The 18,930-nt window shown below is 49.7% G+C and carries 19 protein-coding genes and 1 tRNA gene; 15 read left to right on the top strand and 5 right to left on the bottom strand.

All coding sequences use genetic code 11. The features are described 5' to 3' along the window. Positions 1–11 precede the first annotated feature (11 nt). The 3 genes from nusA to HFN16_RS13505 form a co-directional block, all read right to left on the bottom strand. The gene (nusA, locus tag HFN16_RS13495; RefSeq protein ID WP_210772194.1) at positions 12–1,379 is read right to left on the bottom strand and encodes a transcription termination factor NusA; all 1,368 of its coding nucleotides are present in this window, start codon (positions 1,377–1,379) and stop codon (positions 12–14) included. 86 nt (positions 1,380–1,465) lie between these two features. Beyond that, positions 1,466–1,924 (bottom strand): ribosome maturation factor RimP, encoded by a 459-nt coding sequence (rimP, locus tag HFN16_RS13500; protein WP_168891256.1) that lies wholly within the window; start codon positions 1,922–1,924, stop codon positions 1,466–1,468. Positions 1,925–2,013: 89 nt separating this feature from the next. Next, positions 2,014–2,089, bottom strand: a tRNA-Gly gene (locus HFN16_RS13505). Positions 2,090–2,238: 149 nt separating this feature from the next. On the opposite strand from HFN16_RS13505, the gene flgF reads away from it, so the two are divergent. The 11 genes from flgF (at position 2,239) to fliW (ending at position 12,636) form a co-directional block, all read left to right on the top strand. Then, entirely contained in the window at positions 2,239–3,015 is a 777-nt protein-coding gene (flgF, locus tag HFN16_RS13510) for a flagellar basal-body rod protein FlgF (RefSeq protein WP_168891257.1), read from the top strand. A 17-nt stretch (positions 3,016–3,032) separates the two neighbouring features. Continuing rightward, on the top strand, positions 3,033–3,815 hold the full coding sequence (gene flgG / locus HFN16_RS13515) for a flagellar basal-body rod protein FlgG (protein ID WP_168891258.1): 783 nt from the start codon (positions 3,033–3,035) through the stop codon (positions 3,813–3,815). Between the two features lie 65 nt (positions 3,816–3,880). Beyond that, on the top strand, positions 3,881–4,858 hold the full coding sequence (gene flgA / locus HFN16_RS13520; RefSeq protein WP_247648341.1) for a flagellar basal body P-ring formation chaperone FlgA: 978 nt from the start codon (positions 3,881–3,883) through the stop codon (positions 4,856–4,858). 15 nt (positions 4,859–4,873) lie between these two features. Beyond that, positions 4,874–5,581 (top strand): flagellar basal body L-ring protein FlgH, encoded by a 708-nt coding sequence (locus HFN16_RS13525; protein ID WP_168891260.1) that lies wholly within the window; start codon positions 4,874–4,876, stop codon positions 5,579–5,581. Between the two features lie 47 nt (positions 5,582–5,628). Further along, positions 5,629–6,774: a flagellar basal body P-ring protein FlgI gene (locus HFN16_RS13530; RefSeq protein WP_210772195.1), complete on the top strand. Its 1,146-nt coding sequence runs from the start codon at positions 5,629–5,631 to the stop codon at positions 6,772–6,774. Continuing rightward, positions 6,774–7,508: a rod-binding protein gene (locus tag HFN16_RS13535; protein ID WP_168891261.1), complete on the top strand. Its 735-nt coding sequence runs from the start codon at positions 6,774–6,776 to the stop codon at positions 7,506–7,508. The genes HFN16_RS13530 and HFN16_RS13535 overlap by 1 nt, the downstream gene beginning before the upstream one ends. A gap of 77 nt (positions 7,509–7,585) precedes the next feature. Further along, entirely contained in the window at positions 7,586–8,065 is a 480-nt protein-coding gene (gene flgN, locus HFN16_RS13540) for a flagellar export chaperone FlgN (protein ID WP_168891262.1), read from the top strand. Beyond that, complete coding sequence (gene flgK / locus HFN16_RS13545) at positions 8,066–10,201, top strand: flagellar hook-associated protein FlgK (RefSeq protein WP_168891263.1); 2,136 nt, start codon at positions 8,066–8,068, stop codon at positions 10,199–10,201. It begins immediately after the preceding gene. Positions 10,202–10,216: 15 nt separating this feature from the next. Then, positions 10,217–11,878, top strand: a complete 1,662-nt coding sequence (gene flgL / locus HFN16_RS13550; RefSeq protein WP_168891264.1) for a flagellar hook-associated protein FlgL — start codon at positions 10,217–10,219, stop codon at positions 11,876–11,878. Positions 11,879–11,977: 99 nt separating this feature from the next. Beyond that, positions 11,978–12,220: a carbon storage regulator CsrA gene (csrA, locus tag HFN16_RS13555; protein WP_168891265.1), complete on the top strand. Its 243-nt coding sequence runs from the start codon at positions 11,978–11,980 to the stop codon at positions 12,218–12,220. Continuing rightward, positions 12,220–12,636 (top strand): flagellar assembly protein FliW, encoded by a 417-nt coding sequence (fliW, locus tag HFN16_RS13560; protein WP_247648507.1) that lies wholly within the window; start codon positions 12,220–12,222, stop codon positions 12,634–12,636. Before csrA ends, fliW begins: the two co-directional genes overlap by 1 nt. 23 nt (positions 12,637–12,659) lie before the next feature. On the opposite strand, the gene flgM is transcribed toward fliW, so the two are convergent. After that, positions 12,660–12,971, bottom strand: coding sequence for a flagellar biosynthesis anti-sigma factor FlgM (gene flgM / locus HFN16_RS13565; RefSeq protein WP_168891267.1), 312 nt, complete (start codon positions 12,969–12,971; stop codon positions 12,660–12,662). Positions 12,972–13,000: 29 nt separating this feature from the next. Continuing rightward, positions 13,001–13,411 (bottom strand): DVU0524 family FlgM-associated protein, encoded by a 411-nt coding sequence (locus HFN16_RS13570; RefSeq protein WP_210772196.1) that lies wholly within the window; start codon positions 13,409–13,411, stop codon positions 13,001–13,003. A 295-nt stretch (positions 13,412–13,706) separates the two neighbouring features. Here HFN16_RS13570 and HFN16_RS13575 point away from each other — a divergent pair, with 295 nt between their 5' ends. The 4 genes from HFN16_RS13575 to gatB are packed head-to-tail and all read left to right on the top strand — an operon-like array spanning position 13,707 to position 18,917. After that, complete coding sequence (locus tag HFN16_RS13575; protein WP_168891269.1) at positions 13,707–15,470, top strand: ARMT1-like domain-containing protein; 1,764 nt, start codon at positions 13,707–13,709, stop codon at positions 15,468–15,470. 59 nt (positions 15,471–15,529) lie between these two features. After that, complete coding sequence (locus tag HFN16_RS13580) at positions 15,530–16,819, top strand: MltA domain-containing protein (protein ID WP_247648342.1); 1,290 nt, start codon at positions 15,530–15,532, stop codon at positions 16,817–16,819. Beyond that, on the top strand, positions 16,812–17,462 hold the full coding sequence (locus tag HFN16_RS13585; protein ID WP_168891271.1) for a DUF4254 domain-containing protein: 651 nt from the start codon (positions 16,812–16,814) through the stop codon (positions 17,460–17,462). The genes HFN16_RS13580 and HFN16_RS13585 overlap by 8 nt, the downstream gene beginning before the upstream one ends. 21 nt (positions 17,463–17,483) lie before the next feature. Beyond that, complete coding sequence (gene gatB, locus HFN16_RS13590; protein WP_168891272.1) at positions 17,484–18,917, top strand: Asp-tRNA(Asn)/Glu-tRNA(Gln) amidotransferase subunit GatB; 1,434 nt, start codon at positions 17,484–17,486, stop codon at positions 18,915–18,917. Positions 18,918–18,930: the final 13 nt, after the last annotated feature.

An 18,930-nucleotide genomic window follows, 5' to 3' on the forward strand; every position in this document is an offset into this window, starting at 1 on the left:
CCTACCGGCGTCTATTCTTCCTCCTCGCCATCGGCGGGAGTTTCGGATTCTTCTTTAGTTGCTTCAGTGGTTTCTTCAACCACTTCTTCTTCGACCACCGGAGTTTCGATGGCCTCTTCGGTCTCCTCAACAGATTCTTCCACAGTAGCGTCACCGGGAATCAGCATGTTGATGGCGACACGCATGTCGGCGATTTTGGACTCGGTCAGGCCGTCAACAGCGAGGAGTTCCTCGTCGGTGGCCTCGGTGATGGATTCGATAGTGTTGAATCCGGCAGCGAAGAACTTGTCCATGGCGACTTCTGCCACGCTGGCGATCTGATCCATGCCCTGACGGTCGGCGTTAAGTTCGCCGTAACGGGACTGGGTGAAAATGTCGATCTTCCAACCAAGCAGTTTGGCAGCCAGCTTGACGTTCTGACCTTTGCGGCCGATGGCCAGGGTCAGCTGATCGTCAGGACATACTACTTCCAGTGCTTCCTCTTCCTCATCGACGGTGATGCGAGAGATCACAGCAGGGGAGAGGGCGTGCTGGGCGTACATAGCGATGTCCGGGCTCCAAACCACGATGTCAATGCGCTCGCCCTTGAGTTCCTGCACCACGTTTTGGATGCGGGAACCGCGGATGCCGACACATGCGCCGACGGGGTCCACGTCGCGATCGCGGGACATTACAGCGACTTTGGCACGGAGTCCTGCGTCGCGGGCAACGCCCATGATCTTGACGGTTCCGTCGGCCACTTCGGGCACTTCGCGCTTGAACAGCTCCACCATGTAATCAGGGTGAGAGCGGGAAACCACGACCTGCGGCCCACGCGATTCTTTAAGAACATCGACGATGTAAGCCTGGACGCGGTCGCCACGCTTGTAACGTTCTCTGGGAATCTGCTCGTCTTTTGGCAGGAGGGCCTCGGTACGTCCGAGGTTGATGATCCAGCCGGTGCGGTCACGGCGCTGAATGATACCACTGGAGATTTCGCCCACGCGGTCCTTGTACTCCTCGTAGATGATTTCCTGCTCTGCATCACGCATGCGCTGAATGATCACCTGCTTGGCAGACTGGGCGGCAATACGACCAAGGTCTTCGACCTTGACCGGGAAGCCCATCTCGTCGTCAATGCGGGCATTGGGATCGTGTTCCTGGGCGTCTTCCAGGGAAATTTCGCTGATGGGATCGTGTACGTCTTCCACGACAACCTTGAACTCGAATACTTCGATTTCGCCGTTATCTTCGTTGAAGGCGACTTCGATGTCCATGGTTTCACCGTACTTGCGAGCGACTGCGGAACGTACGGCTTCTTCCAAGGTATCGATAAGCAGGTCGCGGTCGATGCCCCTATCTTTGCTAATCTGGTCGATGGCTTTTTTCAGCTCCGACATGATCTAACCTCCGCTCCCCCTAGTTTCGCGGCTTGGCACCGCCAGCGGGGGAGTGCTGTTAACTAATGTGCTACCACGCGATAAAACTAAAATTCGTATACTAACCGAACATCTCTGAGGTCGGTCCAGTAAAGGGTCTCGTCTTCACCGTCGATTTCAAGAGTAAAGCTGTCATTGTCTATGCCCTTGAGTTCTCCGGTGAATTTGCGGCGTCCTTCCACTGCTTCGTATGCATGGGCAGTAATCTTCTTACCCACGTAGCTTTCCATCTGTTCGACGGAGAAGAAGCGACGGTCTAAACCGGGAGATGATACCTCAAGAGTAAAGGCACTCGGGATGATATCTTCTACTTCCAGCATCAGACCGACCTGGCGACTTACCTTGGCGCATTTGTCAATGGTGGCGCCACCTTCACCCTCAATATATATCCTTACTATGCGCTTGTTGCCCTTGGTGGGCGCGGTCAGCCCCCACAGGGTGCAGCCGAGTCCTTCCACTTCAGGGCGGATGAGTTCGGTCAATTTCTCTTCAAATGTCTGGCGCATGTTTTAATCTCCAAAAAATAAAAAAGGCGAGCCCGAGCTCACCTACGCGAACCCCGCAAAGCCGAATAAATCCGGCCCGCGAAAGGCCTTGGAGCGGGTGACGGGGGTCGAACCCGCTACTTTCAGCTTGGGAAGCTGACACTCTACCAATTGAGTTACACCCGCTTGGAAACGAGCCTATTTATACACATTAGAATGGAATGTCAACAAGTGAGCGGGTGCTTTGGATTTATGATTCATGTTGTGCCGTAGGTCCATCCTAGCAAGTTGGCATGCATGGTGCAACAAGCCTTGGCGAACAGGAGGTCCGCACTATGCGAGATAGCAGTTTAAGCGCGTTATTCGGTGCTTTATCCAATGAAATGAAGATGGCAAGCATCGCCAATAATTTGGCGAATGTTAATACGACGTCATTTAAAAAGGATACTTTGGCGTTCCATGACGTCTTTACACGCTTCGCACATGATAATGTTGTGACGACGAAAACATACCTTCGTGACAAGGATATGTTCCCAGATCCCAACATTATGGCGAAACCGCGCCTTTCCGAGCAGGCGGTGGACTTCACGCAAGGCGGGCTTCAGAAAACGGGCAACCAGATGGACTTTGCCTTGAATGGTGAAGGTCTTTTTACGGTTCAAGCCCCTGAAGGCACGCTATATACGCGCGCCGGGAATTTCGTGGTTGATGTCAACGGCACTCTTGTAACCCAGCAGGGTCATCCTGTCCTTGTTGATGGCGGTCCTTTGACGGTTCCTGCCGGGGCCCGCTTGGAAGTGGGGCCTGGAGGTAATGTGTCGGTCAATGGAGCAGCTGTTGGTAATTTCGATTTGGTAACTTTTGAAGAGCTTGGTCGCTTGGAACGCTTGGGCGGTACGCTTTACGCCGCTCCTGAGGGAGCCGCCGCGCAGCCAGCTCAGGACCTGACAGTCACTCAGGGATTCTTGGAAAAAAGTAATGTTGAGGTCGTCACCGAGATGGTGTCCATGATTGAAACTCAACGTTCTTTCACCATGTATTCCAAGATGCTTCAGGGAACTGACCAGCTCGATAGAAATATGATCATGAGATTGGCAAGACCTAACGGATAATCCGGAGGATAATTATTATGATGCGCTCACTTTGGACTGCCGCGACCGGTATGGTTGCCATGCAGACCCACATTGACACTTTGTCAAACAACCTGGCCAACGTGAACACCACGGCTTTCAAAAAAAGCCGAGCTGAATTCGAAGACCTGATGTACCAGACATTGCAGATTGCAGGTGCAGAAAACCAAGCAGGGAACCGCCTCCCAGTCGGCATGCAGGTCGGTATGGGTGTGCGTCCCACTTCCGTGCACAAGTTCTTCACCCAAGGTGATTTCCAGAACACTGGAAACTCTCTGGATATGGCCATCGAAGGCGAAGGTTTCTTCTTGGTCGATAGGAATGGCGAGGACGTTTATACGCGTGCAGGTTCATTCAAGCTCGACAATGAAGGTCGTATGGTCACTGCTGATGGCCATATTGTGCAGCCTGAGTTCACAGTGCCAGCTGAAACCGTGTCCGTGGTGGTGACTGAAACCGGTAATATCTCCGCTTTGGATAAGGACGGGACTGCCTTGGCTTCAGCCGATATCCAGCTTTATCGCTTCCAGAATAACGCTGGTCTTACTGCTGTTGGCAGTAACTTCTATCGTGAAAGCGAGGCTTCTGGTGCCCCTGTAGCCGGTACTCCTGGTGACGAGAACTACGGTACTATTGCTCAGGGATTTCTCGAAGGTTCAAACGTTGAAATGGTAGATGAAATGGTCGGTCTGATTGTTGGGCAGCGTGCTTATGAAATCAACTCCAAGGCGATCACCACTTCTGACACCATGTTGCAGACTGCTATCAATATTAAGCGCTAATGGGTTGGATTAACAACCTGTTGCGAGGGAAGGGTGGAGTCATGTCAAGCAGGACATCTAATATTATGGGGACCGTTTTGTGCGTGTTGGCGCTGGCAATGGTTCTTGTCTTGGGTACTGCGTCTTTCATTGGCGCAGCGTCTGAGGCCGGGAACAACTGGCGCCTTATGGTTAAGAGCGCAGCCTGCGTGCAGGGACCTTATGTCTTGCTTGGCGAGATCGCCGACCCTTTGCCTGGGGTGGATGATAGAACTTGGCAATCACTTGCCAAAATCAAGTTGTGGAAGGCTTCCAAGAAATTAGGGCGCCCTGTCACAGCAGATCAGGAAAACCTTAGGAAAATATTCAAATATTACATGGGGGGGATGGCCAATAATCTGGTCTTGCCCAACCAGTTAACAGTTCAGACTGGCGGTGCGGTTATCACCGCTCAGGAACTCCGAGCACGGGTTGTCGCTTTTTTGACACCCCGCGCCAAGGACTTGGGTGGTGATGTTGAATTTAAGAATCTTAAGCTGCCCATGCACTTTTTCTTTAAGAACGCCACTGACCAGCTTGTCATCGAATTAGGTGATGATATTCGCGCTGGTCGCAATATTGTCCGCTTAAAGGCTCGTTCGACAGATGGAAGGGTTCGTTCAACCAAGGCAGGCAGCGTGTTCCTTAATGTGTGGAAGGCAGTACCCGTTGCGAGCAGGCCTCTTAATCGGTTCGAGCGAGTGACCAATGACAAGGTGACATTCAAACGAGTTAACCTCGCATATAACCCCGAGCTGTGGGACGGCACTGGTGGACCATGGCGCATGGCCCGTACATTGGGCCGCGGCCAAGCGTTTACTCGTAGTCATGTCGAACGAATCCCACCCATTGAAAAGGGAGAGCGAGTGACTCTGGTCTACAAGAATAAGCGCATTCAGTTGTCAATCAAGGCCGAGGCTTTGGCTGAAGCTGAAATTGGACAACAGGTGTCGGTTCGTAATTTGCAAAGTCAGAGAACAGTGTTGGCCACCGTAGTGGCAGACGACACAGTAGTTGTTAAATAGTTAAGGAGTTACGTCATGTTACGGCATTTATTGATTGCTTTGTCAGCCATTCTTCTGGGCGTCGTTTCCCTGACAGGGTGCGCTCCGAAGTATGAGGAGCAGCCCATGCCCATCCTGACGCCACCTGTTTATGAGGAACAGGATCCTGCTGCGAATCCAGGTTCGTTGTATGACACTAATCGCTCCGAATTTCTTTATGACGATAATCGCGCCACCCGAGTAGGTGATATCGTCATGGTGAAAGTCTCTGAGACAGCCAATACCAAGCTGAAGTCTGAGACCACAGCTGACAAGGAAAACACAATCGCCACTTCGGTTACCGCCATGCCTGAGACTGGTCTTGTGGGCAGCATTCCCTTGGCTGGAACGCTGGGGGCCAAGGCTGGTACCAGTATCGGCGCTTCACAGTCCTCTGAATTTTCCGGCAATGGTGAAACCAAGCAGGAAACCACCTTTGAAGCGACAGTGGCCACTCGTATCGTGCGTAGATTGCCTGGCAATCTTTTGCAGGTCGAAGGCGCTCGTCGGATTCGCGTAAATCATGAGACTCAGTTCCTGGTGGTTCGTGGCCTGATTCGTCAGCGTGACATTTCTTCCGACAACTCTATTCCCTCGACCAAACTGGCGGAAGCTCAGATCGAGATTTATGGCCAGGGAGTTTTGGCAGATAAGCAGCGTCCCGGTTGGTTGAGCCGGATACTGGATAACATTTTCCCCTTCTAAGGGCGGCATAACTAATAGGTATTAGAATGGTTGCAGGAGACAAGGTCATGAACATGAACCAGCAACGAGAAGCGTTTCACAGGTCTGGAATGACAGCGGCGATTGCGATCGTCATCGTCTTTGCCTTGGCGTTTTCAATCTTTAAGCCCGTTGATGCTTCGGCAGCACGGCTTAAGGATATCGCCAGTTTTAGTGGTGTTCGTCACAATGAACTGGTTGGGTATGGCCTTGTTGTCGGTCTGGCCGGAACTGGTGATGGCACTTCTTCGACCTTTACCCTTCGTTCCATGTCCAACATGTTGGAAAAGATGGGGGTAGAGGCGGATCCTGACAACTTGAAGCCTAAAAACGTGGCCGCGGTAATGGTTACGGCCAAGATGCCTGTATCATCCCGTCCAGGATCCAAGATCGATATCACGGTTTCTTCCTTAGGTGATGCCAAAAGCCTGCTTGGCGGTATCTTGCTGGTTACGCCTTTGAAAGGTTTGGATGGCCGCGTATATGCCGTAGCACAGGGCTCTCTGACGATTGGTGGTTTTGCTACTTCCGGTGAGGCTGCATCAGCTCAGAAGAATATTCCGACAGTTGGCCGCATCCCCGGTGGTGCTGTTGTGGAACGTGGTGTTCCCTTCAAGTTTAATAGTCAGCACAATATGACCGTAAACCTGTCCGTACGTGATTTTGGTACCACCATGCAGGTCGTTAACAAAATCAATGCATCCATGGGTGGTGATTACGCAACTGCTAAGGATATCTCTACCATTGAGTTAGCTCTTCCTGATCAGTTTCGCGGAAACATGGTCCCGCTGATGGCGTCTCTCGAAAATCTGGATATTTCGCCTGATGGCAAGGCTCGTGTGATTGTGGATGAAAAGACCGGTACTGTTGTTCTTGGTCAGGACGTCCGGTTGTCCAAGGTGGCAGTTGCACACGGTAACTTGCAGATCGTTATCTCTGAGTCTCAAGATGTAAGTCAGCCTGGTCCTTTCTCTGACGGTACCACGGTAGTTACGCCTGAAACCGACTTGGCTATCAACGAACAAAATAAGCCGCTTATGTTGATGGAAGGTGCGACCCTCCAGGAATTGGTAGATGGTCTCAATGCCATTGGTGCGGCTCCTCGTGATCTCATATCAATCATTCGTGCTCTCAAGGCTGCAGGTTCCCTGCATGCCGAGGTGGAGGTGATCTAATGATTAGTAATGGAGTCGATCCCGGCTTATTGGCCAAGCAGGCAACGGATACCCGCGATATCGTTCGTTTCAAGCAGGAAATGGATGGTCTAAAGGAGCGCCTTTCGGGGAACTCTGGCGACAACGAAAAGGAACTGCGCAAGGCGTGTCAGGACTTTGAAGCCGTGTTTATCTCCAAGATATGGCAGGGCATGAAGTCTACTGTACCCAAAGAAGGGTACCTGCATTCCAAGCAGGAAGAGCAGTACATGTCCATGTTTGATCGCGAATTTGCCGAGAAGATGTCTCGAGCAGGCGGTATTGGCTTGGCGGACATGATCTATGATCAACTTAGTCAGAAACTCAAGCAGACAAGCCGTGACACTTTGTCTGGAGCTGCAGAGATCAAGCCTTTGGCTGACCAGCCTATAGAACTCGCTCGTCGTGGGCCTATCCCTTTGAATCCTACTGAGGGAATGACTCTGGAAGACTGGGGAGCAGATGAGGCTGTCGACACTCAGGTTTCTGGGGTTGTATCCAGCGGTGATAATGCAGCAGGAGTTGCGACGGCCAATTCTTCCACCTTGCCCATGAGCGACGTGGATGTGAAAGCCCGGATTGAGGAGCTCGCTCGTCGCTTGGAAGCAGACCGAATCAAGGCTGGATTATTGGGAACAGCTCCGGCTGCTGCAAAGAATGCATATGATTTAGAACCTAATATGCAAGTTGGCCAGAAACTTGCAAAAAATGGATGAGTCTCAAGTTTCATTAAGAGACGATAAAGACTGATTAGTTCGTAAAATCAACAAGTTGCAGCGGAAAAGGTGACAGTATGATCCGTCTCATAGAGGAAAATTTGGTCCGGCAGAACAAGGCGATAATGTTGCTTTTCATTCTGTTGGAGGAAGAATTTACCCGTCTGATGAGTTCCAATCCTCAAAGCGTTTCCCAGATTGAGCTTTCTATTCAGGAACTCATGCGTCAGATAGCCGTTGAACGTGCTTCCCTGCGTCGCATGGTCGGCAAGGTCGTTGAAGGGGCGCAGCGTGTGAGTGAACTTTATCCAGTAATGGACGAACAAACTCGCGAGAGTTTTGAACAAATGATTTCCATGCTTGATGAGACCGAGCAGAAGTGCGGTGTGCAGGCTTCCAAGAATAATGAGATGGCTATGGCTCTTTTTGATCAGAGCAAGAGCTTGTTGGAATTTATGCACAATCAGATCAAGCCCAAGAACAATCATGCATACTCCGCAGCAGGACGTTATGCTAAGGCCGCTAACAGTGCGCGGCTCCTGACCGGGAGGCTCTAAATGTCCTTCGGCGCCAACTCCATTCTCGACATGGGCCGCTGGGCCCTGTTCGCTTCACAGGTCCAACTGCAGGTCACCGGTCAAAACATTTCCAATGTTAATACCGAAGGCTATGCACGTCGCTCTGTGACGCTGGAGGAAGGCCCGTACATTGATTACTCTCCTGGTCAGCTCGGCACAGGTGTTAAAGCCAAAGAAGTTACCCGTAACTTTGATGATATGGTTGAGGCTTTGTATCTTGAACAGAAGTCTCTCTCCGACAAGTGGGGCAACCTTTGGGAACAGCTCAAGAGTGTTGAAAATCTGCTCAACGAATCAAGTGGTACTGGTGTCAGTAACACCTTGTCTCAGTATTTCAATTCCTGGAACGAAGTTAGCCAACATCCTGATAACTACGGCTCTCGGCAGTCAGTAGTTAACGATGCAGCTACTTTGATTTCAACCCTCAAGCAGGTCGACACCGACCTTTCTCTCATGCAGCAGCGTATCAACTCTACAGTTGATTCTCAGATCGATCAGGCCAATACGCTTATGGTCGAGATTGCTGACCTGAACAAAGAAATTCAGGTGCACCACATTGAGGGGCAGAATAATGCAAATACGCTTCTTGATGAGCGTGGTCGCAAGGTTCGAGAGCTTGGCGAACTCATGGATATTAAGACCATCGACAATGGTGGTGGAAATTTTACTATCCTGACCAAGGCTGGGCATACGCTGGTGGATGGCGTTAGTCACTTTGCTCTTGAGTTTAACGCTCCTGAAACCACCACCGATTTACGTCCCGGATCTACTTTTGCCGGAGAGATTTACTTCAGTGGCAATGATGACTTCGAGTATACGATTGAGTTTGTTAACTCCAGTTCAGGTACCACTGCTGCCGGTTTGGTTACTTCCGATTCCAGTTCAGCTCAGTTCCGTGTTTCCATGGATGGTGGAGTGACCTGGCTTACAGACGAATCAGGTAATGAGAAGCTCTTTTATGCCCGAGATTATGATTCTCGCGTCAATGTTGAAGGGCTTCAAATCTGGTTCGGTAGTAATGCCAGCTCGAAGGGGTCGCCCACTGGCGAGTTTCAGGATGGTGATCGTTTCATTATTAGCCCGCACCAAAGTGTCTACTGGGTGGAGAACACTTCCCATAAGGAAAACATTACACCTCAGCTGCATTTTAATGGTGAAGAGAACACCAGACGTCTTACTGGCGGTAGCATCACAGCCATGCTAACCTTCCGAGATAACTACGTTGGTAAGTACCGTGAAAAGCTCGAGAAGCTTGCCGAAGGGATTATCTGGGAAACCAACCGCAGGCACAGCCAGGGTGCAGGGCTTCAGACTTTCCAAGTTACCGAAGGTACCTACCAGGTCTCGGATATGACCAAGGCTCTGGGCTCGGATTCTACAGGCCTCGCGTTTGGCAGTAAGCTCCAGTCTGGTAGCTCTTTCATGTACGTTTACAACGAGTCCACCGGTTTGATGACCTCTGGCGCAGCTCTGGACTTTGGCGGTGGGGCAACCTTCAATCCTGTGACTCACACGCTGGAAGATGTTCGGGATGCTTTCAATAACACTTATCCCGGTATGATCTCTGCCACTATCGTGAATAACAAGCTGCACCTTGAGGCTGAGAGCGGATACTCCTTCGCATTTGGAACCGATAGTGCCGGGCTGTATGCAGGGCTTGGGCTCAATACGTTCTTTAAGGGCTCTTCTCCACAGGATATGTTGGTAAACGAGAAGGTCTCAGGCGATCTTGACTACCTGGCCACTGGGCATGTGAACGGAGCTGGTGAAATTAACTCTGGTGATAACACTACTGCGTTATCCATGTATGAGCTGCGTGAAGTCGATGTTACCATATCCACGCTGACCGAAGGTACTACGCAAACTACTTTGCTGGATTACTACAATGGGTTGGTGGGTAATGTTGGTACAGATACCAATCGTGCAGAGTTCAATCAGAATTTCTACAAGACCCTGTCCAATGATCTTGATGAGAGACAGCAGCAGGTCTCGGGCGTCAACCTTGATGAAGAGATGAGTGATCTCATCAAGTACCAGGCATCCTATACGGCAGCGGCCAAGCTGATCACTACCGCGGACCAGATGCTGCAAACCATCTTGTCGTTGAAGCCATAAGGGGAGAGGTGGAATATGCGCGTAACCCAGCAGATGCTTTTTAACAGGTACGTCTTCAACCTGAATACCTCGCTCACATCGTTGATGGATCTCAACGTTAAGGCTCAGACGCAGAAGCGAATAAATAAGCCTAGTGATGATCCAACTGGAATGACCCGTATTCTCGATCATCGTGATACCATTCGTTCTTTGGAGCAATATAAGGAGAATATCTCCACTGCCAAGGGCTGGCTGAAGAGTGCTGACGAATCCTTGATGCAGGTTTCCACTATCTTGACTCGTGCCAAGGAACTGGCGACTCAGGCTGCCACTGGTACTGTGGATGAGAACAACCGTGAGCAGATCAGTTATGAACTGCGAAGCCTTTTCGAGCAGCTGGTTGGTCTGTCCAATACCAAGTTTGAGGGCAACACCGTCTTTTCCGGCCATAAGACTGATGCGCCGGCTTTTCAGGAAACCATGTGGCTGACCACCAATGACGAGAACTTTGGCAGTTCGGTTGACTTTACAGTTAACGGTTCAGCCAAGAAGACTGTTCTTGTCCAGTTTGTTGATGAGACGGGTACAGTTGCTGTTGGTGGTGATATGAATCTTTCCAATGCCGGTGTGCGGTATTCCATTGACGGCGGTGACACCTGGCTTACTGACGGTTCCATGAGTTTCTCAGGGGGGCGGGGAACACTTTCTCTCCCACAAAGCGGAACCAGTGTGGATTTCCATAGTGATGCAACTGTAAAGAACAATGATCCCAACGATCCTGAAGTGGCCGATGGTACTTGGATGTGGATCAGGCCGGCAGTACAATACATGGGTGATGACGATGATCCACCACCGTTGGTAGATAAGCTTGGTACAGGTAGCACTTCAGTTTCCGCTTCCGCATCTGGTGAATTTTTGAGCACCAATGTCACGGTTCGTATTGACAATTCGTCCCAGGTTCGGATGGATGAAGATATTGAGTATTCCTATTCTCTCGATGGCGGTATCAACTGGGTGACAGGTAATGTGGCTCAGGCCGACTCTTCTTCTAATGCCTCAATTCTTGGTGTCGCCAATGGTGGTATTCTGACATTGAGTTCCAACGGGTCAAATTACTTACAACCTGGGCAACAGTTTGTTATTCGTCCCCGTTCTTCGGATATCGAATTGGATATTTCTTCTAGTGAGCGTGTCCGTGTAAATGATGTCGGTAAGGAAATCTTTGGTGGCATCTATATGGATCCTGATTCCGTTCTCGCTGCCGATGGTGAAATACTGACATTGGGGAGTTCCAATGCTGGACGAGTATTCCATTCCAATGGTGCTCCTAAGATGTCTATCACGATTCAGGGACAGGACGAAGTGTCCAAGAATCTGTTCGAAGTGATGGGCAATCTGGTAGCGTTTACCGAGACGAACAATCAGACAGGTGTGCAGCAGGCTTTGGGTAATCTTGTCCTGGCCCAGGAGCATATCATGAATCGGGTCGCCGATGTCGGTGGTCGTGAAAGTCGTCTTGATGTTGGTGAGACAATTGTCGATGGACTCAAGCTCAACGAGGAAACTTTGGTTAGTTCCATTGAGGATGCGGATGTGAGTGAACTTATGACCGATTTGGCTCAACAGCAGATTGTGTATGAGTCTGTGCTTCGGTCCACTTCCATGATCATGCAACTGAACCTCGGCAAGTTTATTTAATTTTCCTAACGTACTGGACTTGGAACGAAACGTGATGTAGTCGGCTTTCTAGGGGATTCGCACAGATGCGGACCGCAAGCCGTAACGATTGGTGGCAACATGCTGATACTGACCCGGAGACCGGGAGAAAGCCTCTATCTAGGCGATAATATCAAGCTGAAGATCCTGAGCGTTCAGGGGAAGCAGATAAAAATCGGTCTGGATGTCCCCGAAGACATGACTGTCTATCGGGAAGAGGTGTATTTGAAGATCAAGGAACAGAACAAGCAGGCGCTGGAAACTAGCCAGCAAGACCTGCTCGCGGCGGCTGTGCTATGGGAAAAGAAAGAACTCAAAAAATAATGACGAGGCTGGGCGAGCGCGATATCAGCCCGGACGGAATTGTGTACTTCCCTCGTGGTCTCATAGGTCTCGAGGATAAGCGCGAATTCGTGTTGTTGAGTGTGACAGAGGGCTCTCCGTTTCTGCTTTTGCAGTGCGTTACAGACCCCGGGCTCGGGCTGCTTGTGGCCGATCCTTATGCCTTCATGGATGAATATGACGTGAAGCTGGAAAAAATGGATCGTAAGACACTGAAGATAGAGAATATCAAGCAGTTGGCCATACTGGTCACAGTGACCATTCCACAAAACAAACCTGAAAACACCACCCTCAATCTTCAGGGGCCGATTGTCATCAACCACAAGTCGAGGATTGGTGTCCAGGTTCCACAAACCGAAGCTGGGTATCCTACCCACTTCAATCCGATTGATCGCTAGTTAGTCGGGTCAGCCTTCTTTCACTATACAAGAAGTTGGAGGTCGTCGCGGATAAGATTCGCTGCGGCCTTCTTTACATCAGGCTGGTAAGTACCGGCCTTGACCTGCTGCTTGAGGCGTTCAATCTTTTCACGGCGAACGTCTGGCGCTTCCTTGGCCGTTTGCAGGGAGGCTCCCCGCAATCTGGCTTCAGAAGATAAAACCACTCGATCAGCGCTGGATCCCTTTTCGGAGGTTGACTCCTGGACCTTCTTTGCCTGATCGGCAGGGCGGTTGCCATCGATCTTCTTGTTAGCGTAAGGGTGCTGGTCCCCTACAATGTTTCTGATAACCATAGTCTTCCCTCCCGAATTTTTCGGGACTATCAAAGCATTGTTGCATCAACCTTTGACAGTGTTATCTCCCACAGTCTGCGCATCACCTTAGCCCTCTCGGCTCCAGTAATTTCCTGCGCCCCTTGCTGTGTCTCCTTTAATATCTGAACGTCTCTTCCGTCTACCGGATATTCAAAAACAAACCGGGACTGGAATTCCTCCTCCATCTGTCTCAGGATGGCGGCGACAACGGGCGTATGCTCCGCGTTGACGATCAGGTTTTCAATGACCTCGTGCGCAATGCGCTCAACCATTTGACGACGCTTGGCCTGCTTGGCGACATCGTCCAACGGCGGCGATGCTCCCATGGCTTGGCGAAAGCGTGCAAGACGCTTTGCACTCGTCAGCTGCTTTCCATAGGTGCGCAGCATGGTTCTCACATTGGCCGATTGAGTCTTCACAGTATTAATCCTTCCTTGATTGATATGATCGACATCCTTCAAATTAACTTTAGGGTGAAATGTTAAAAAAATCTAGAAATGGTGATTTTTATCAAAGGGCGGATGTGAGTGATTTTGAAAAAGGTTGAATGTTTTTGGTTTTTTAAATAAAAAAAGAGCCTAGTCTAGCGAAGCGGAAAGTTTTCATTTAGTCGCTTTATGATGAGGATAGAGGTGGGGTGTTTTTCCCGCCTTTGCCAGCCTCCCAATATAATTGAGGAAGAGCGTTTTGTCTCTTTTTATGGTGGAGAATCGCATGGGTTTTGACCGCAATTTCGACTCGGTTCTGGATATTCGTTACGGCCTCGACGTCTCTTTGGATGCGTTGCTGCTCCATCTTATGACGGAGAATCATCTCGAGTATACCATTGATCCTGATAAAAATGGCTCCATGGAGCAGCTTAGATTCATGATGGCTCTTGAAGAGGGCGAGTTTTATGCTCCCTGTTCAGATAAAATGTTCCGCATGTTGCTGGAAGAAGGGTTGCCCAATGAATTGCTGCAGGACTATCTGCGTCAGTGGAAGACTTTTATCGCCCTCACTCGCAATTTCTGTTCAGATCGGGAACAAGCTAGTCGTTTCATTCAGCTTGCTCGCCATAAGTTTCGTATGACTCTTGCGTCCCCCATTCTCATTCCGTCAAGACTCATGAAACGGCTCATTACTATTTTTATGACGCAGAGTGGTATTGATGATCCTTATCGAGATATTCGCAGGGCGCTGAATCGACGAGCTGTCAAAGTGGTTGCAGGGGACACCTTCGATTCAATGGTTAATAAGTGTTATGATCCTACTGAGACTTGTGAGCGTATAGATGACCTGCGTCATAAGCTTGATATGTTGGAAGTGGAACGGCTTATGCGTATCTCTACGATTACAGATAATTGGTCTCCAGAGTCGTTTGATGAAAATGCACTACAAAAAGTAGATATTGATGGTGAAATTCGTGAGAGCAATGACTTGTTCTCAGATGTATATGAGACACTGGGTAAGGATAGTGAAGATTCCAAGCGTATTCTTTACATCCCTAATCGAGCAGGTGGACTGATTTTCGATCTTCAGGTGGTAAAAGCTCTACTTCGCCTTGGGCATCGGGTCATTATGGCGCTCAAGGAAGGTTTTTTCTTCGAGTATCCGACCTTTTGGGACCGGGATAGTGATCCGGAATTGGCCGAACAGTTCAATGGTGCTCATTTTGTGAGTGAAGATCGTCTGTCCAAAAACGAGTTGTTGTCCATCATGAGGCAACATAGGTTTGTTGTTATCTCTGATGGCACTCGTGAGAAGTTTAATCCTTATAGATGCTCTGTGACTTTTGCTCGTGCATGGAAAGAGTGTGACCTAATAATGGCCAAGGGCAGGACGATTCATAAGAGACTTGTGGAAACGAGTCATAATTTTACTCGCGATATTGTCAGTTTCTATCGTAATGACGAAGGAGAATTTGTCTTAAACTATCGTCCTAAACCTGAGTCGGTATATACGTTTAGCGAACGATATATTTCACTAAAGGCTGATGAGATCATTGCAGAGATGCGTGCCGCCCGCCATGAAGGCAAGACTGTCATGTTCTATTCTGGCATCATTGGCAGTGTGCCGGGGCAAACCAAGGTGGCAATCGAAGTAATTACTACCTATGTCAATCATCTGCGTGAACAGCTTGATGACGTGTATATCATCAACCCTGGTGAACATTTTGAGGAAGGTATGGATGCTGACGATCTCATGTTCATGTGGGAGAAAGTTCAGCGTAGTGGTTATATCAATGTCTGGCGTTTTCAGACGCATTTCGATATTGAAAAGAGCTTCGAGTTGTTGGGTAAAAAGGTGCCTCCTGTCTGGACGGGCAAAGATGCCACGTATTCCACTGGTTGTACCAAGGAAATGCATATCGCCCTTGATGTGCAGAAGTCTTACCCGGAACTTCAGATCATTAGTCCCAGCCCGGAAAAGTTTTTCCGTAGACGGGAATACGGCGTTGGTAAGTTCTGTGATGTAGCGATTGATTCATGCGGATAAATCAGATTTTACTTAAGCGGGAAATGAAAGCGCAAAAGATTAAGAAACAGGGGCGGTTGATGAAACTGCTCCTTTTAGCATTCTGTCTTGTGGGATTGACAGCCTGTATGAAGGACACCAGCGTCTTTCGTGGTACGGCCGAGGCCCCACCAGAAAAGGAACAGAAAGACCGAGTGATTGGGCTTTGTCAGCCAGGTATCACCAAAGGGCTGACGCTTCGTCCTGTTCGTGAGCCAGAGGTGTTGCCTGTCTGCGATCTCTTTTTCCCGTTGAATAATGACGAGGGGCGTCTTAATACGACTCGTCTCGATCTGAAGAGCCAGGGGCTTTCGTCTTGGACTGCATTGGAAAGTCCGGTACAGCGTAGCCTTGAGTATGCTTTGAATATGCCACAGGGGGAACCTGCATTGGCTCGGCCAGGTATGTCCATCACATGGGCACAGGTAGTTAAGAGTCTTTCTGAATTCCTCGATCTATTGCCTCATCTGGATGAACATCCAGAGCTGCTCGCTAACCGCTTCGTTTGGTACGGCATGAATAAAAAGCCTCTGATGACTGGGTATTATACTCCTGAAATTGAGGCTAGTTTAACTCGACAGCCAGGTTATGAGTTCCCCATTTATGGCGTTCCCGGCGATCTCCGATATGGTCGTGTGCGCGGTATAAAGCGTTTTTATCGCGTGGAGAAGGGGAAAGTGAGATCGTACTACGAGCGTGGTGATGTTGATGTTCGTGGTGTGCTGGCTGGACGTGGTCTGGAGATCGCTTGGGCTAAAGATCCCATTGATGTTTTTTATATGCAGGTTGAAGGAGCGGGGCGGTTGCGCCTTCCTGATGGCTCATCGCGAAATGTGCTGTACGGAGCCAAAAACGGACATGGCTTCCGTAGTCTTGGACGAATTCTTCATTCGAAAGGTCTCTTGCCTAAAGGGAAGCTTTCCAAGGAGCATGTTCGTCAGTATTTTTCCAAACATCCCGAAAAGATGTTTCAGTTGATGGCCGAGAATCGCAGCTATGTTTTTTTCCGTTTGGAAGACGCTCCCCCTGAAGGGACAATTGGAAAGCCGTTGACGCCGATGGTTTCGCTGGCTACAGACCGTAAGCTCCTGCCGCTTGGCAGCCTGCTCGCGTTTGAGGCAGAAATTCCTGAAGCTCAGAACGGCAGGCCTGTAGGCAAGCGCACTGTGGCAGGCATTGGCCTGGCACAGGATACCGGCACTGCTATTCGCGGGCCGCGACTCGACTATTACATAGGTGAAGGGAATGAGGTGGAGCCCGTCGCCAATAATATAATGACCGAGGCCACCGTGTATCTCCTTATAAGCAAAGAAGCTCTTATCAATGGCTGATATTACATACGACAAGATCAAGGAAACGATTCAGGACGCTATTAATCATCAGATGCGTTCTGTGACTGACTGGCACTTTGGCAGTCCCGTGTATGACGATGAAGGTGAACCGGCAAACGATTTGGCTGGTGTGAGCGGCCTGCGCGAACTCATCGGGCGTCAGCATTGGACTAATTTCCAGCTGTGGCATGTTGAGGATCGAGCCCGTCTCAAGGATGTGGACGCCAATATTATTGCTCAGTGCAAGTATGAAATCGACCAGCTCAATCAAAAGCGTAATGACCTTATTGAGCGAGTTGATGAATGTCTCATTGGCATGCTTGCTCCTCTTCTGCCTGCTGATGCTGCCGAGCGCTATAACACAGAGACTGTTGGTGCAGCACTTGATCGTCTGTCCATTCAGGCTCTCAAGATTTATCACATGAAAGAGCAGTGCCGCCGGAAGGATGTTGATCAGGCCCACATCGACCAGTGTGATGCCAAAGTCGTTACTTTGCAGCAGCAGCATGAAGACCTCGGCCGAGCCATTCACGAACTCATCGATGAGTATGCCGAAGGCACCAAAAAGCCCAAGGTCTACTTTCAGTTCAAGATGTACAATGATCCCAGCCTGAACCCCGAGCTGTATAAAAACAAGAAATAGTCAGGGAAGGAGAGTCCCCACATGTCACGGTACGAAACCGTTATCGGGCTAGAGGTTCACGCCCAGCTCAAGACCAAGACCAAGATTTTTTGCTCCTGTTCCACCCAGTTCGGAAACGAGCCAAATGAGAACGTATGCCCGGTTTGTTCCGGCATGCCCGGTGTACTGCCTGTACTTAACGAGAAAGTAGCAGAGTATGCCTCCAAGATGGGGTTGGCCACTAATTGTGTGGTAAACCTCAAGTCTGTCTTTGCGCGTAAAAATTATTTTTACCCGGATTTGCCCAAGGGTTATCAGATTTCTCAATTCGAGCTTCCGATTTGCGAGCATGGTTATGTAGACATTGAGGTTGATGGCGAGAAGAAGCGCATTGGGCTTACCCGAATTCATATGGAAGAAGATGCGGGCAAGAATATTCACTCCGCTGCTGATAATGCCAGCTTTGTGGACTTGAACCGCACTGGTACCCCCCTCATCGAAATCGTGTCCGAGCCGGACATCCGTTCTGCAGAAGAAGCCGTTGCCTACCTTAAGGAGCTTCGTTCTACATTGCTCTACCTTGGTATTTGTGATGGCAACCTCGAAGAGGGTAGCTTCCGTTGCGACGCCAATATCTCTATTCGTCCTTGGGGACAGGAAGAGTTTGGTACTCGTACCGAGCTCAAGAATCTCAACTCCTTTAAGAATATTCTTAAAGCCATCGAATATGAAGTAGAGCGCCAGATTGATCTGGTGGAAGATGGTGAGAAAATTGTACAGGAGACACGTCTTTTCAATGCCGATAAGGGCACCACGCACTCCATGCGCGGAAAAGAAGAGGCGCACGACTACCGCTATTTCCCGGACCCAGACCTTGTTCCTCTTGTCCTTGAAGAAGGATGGATTGAGAAGTGGCGTTCCGAATTGCCCGAACTGCCAAGCGCCAAGCGTACCCGTTTTATGGATGAGTTCGCTATGGCCGATTACGACGCAGAGTTGTTGACTGGAGAACTGGCTGTCTCTGATTACTATGAAGCCGCAGTCAAAGCTTACGGCGGAGAAGCTAAAAAGGTTACCAACTGGGTTGTGGGAGAGTTGTTGCCATTCTGTAATGACACTGAATCTCAAGCATGCGATTGCAAGCTGTCTCCCGAGAAACTGGCTTCGCTGCTTAAGTTGGTAGACGACGGTACTATCTCCGTGAAGATTGGTAAGGATATTTTCCGCGATCTTTGTGAATCAGGGGATGAACCCGCTGAGTACGTAAAGGCCAAGGGGCTCGTTCAGATGTCCGACACCGGAGAGCTGGAAGCCATGGTTGATCAGGTTTTGGCTGACAACCCCAGCGAAGTGGAAGCCTTTAAGGGCGGCAAGACCAAGCTCATGGGTTTCTTCATGGGGCAGGTTATGCGCCTTTCAAAAGGTCAGGCCAACCCCGGTATTGTTACCAAGCTGATCCAGGAAAAACTCTCATAATCATAAGGAATTC

Source organism: Pseudodesulfovibrio sp. zrk46 (assembly GCF_012516435.1).
Taxonomy (GTDB): Bacteria; Desulfobacterota; Desulfovibrionia; order Desulfovibrionales; family Desulfovibrionaceae; genus Pseudodesulfovibrio.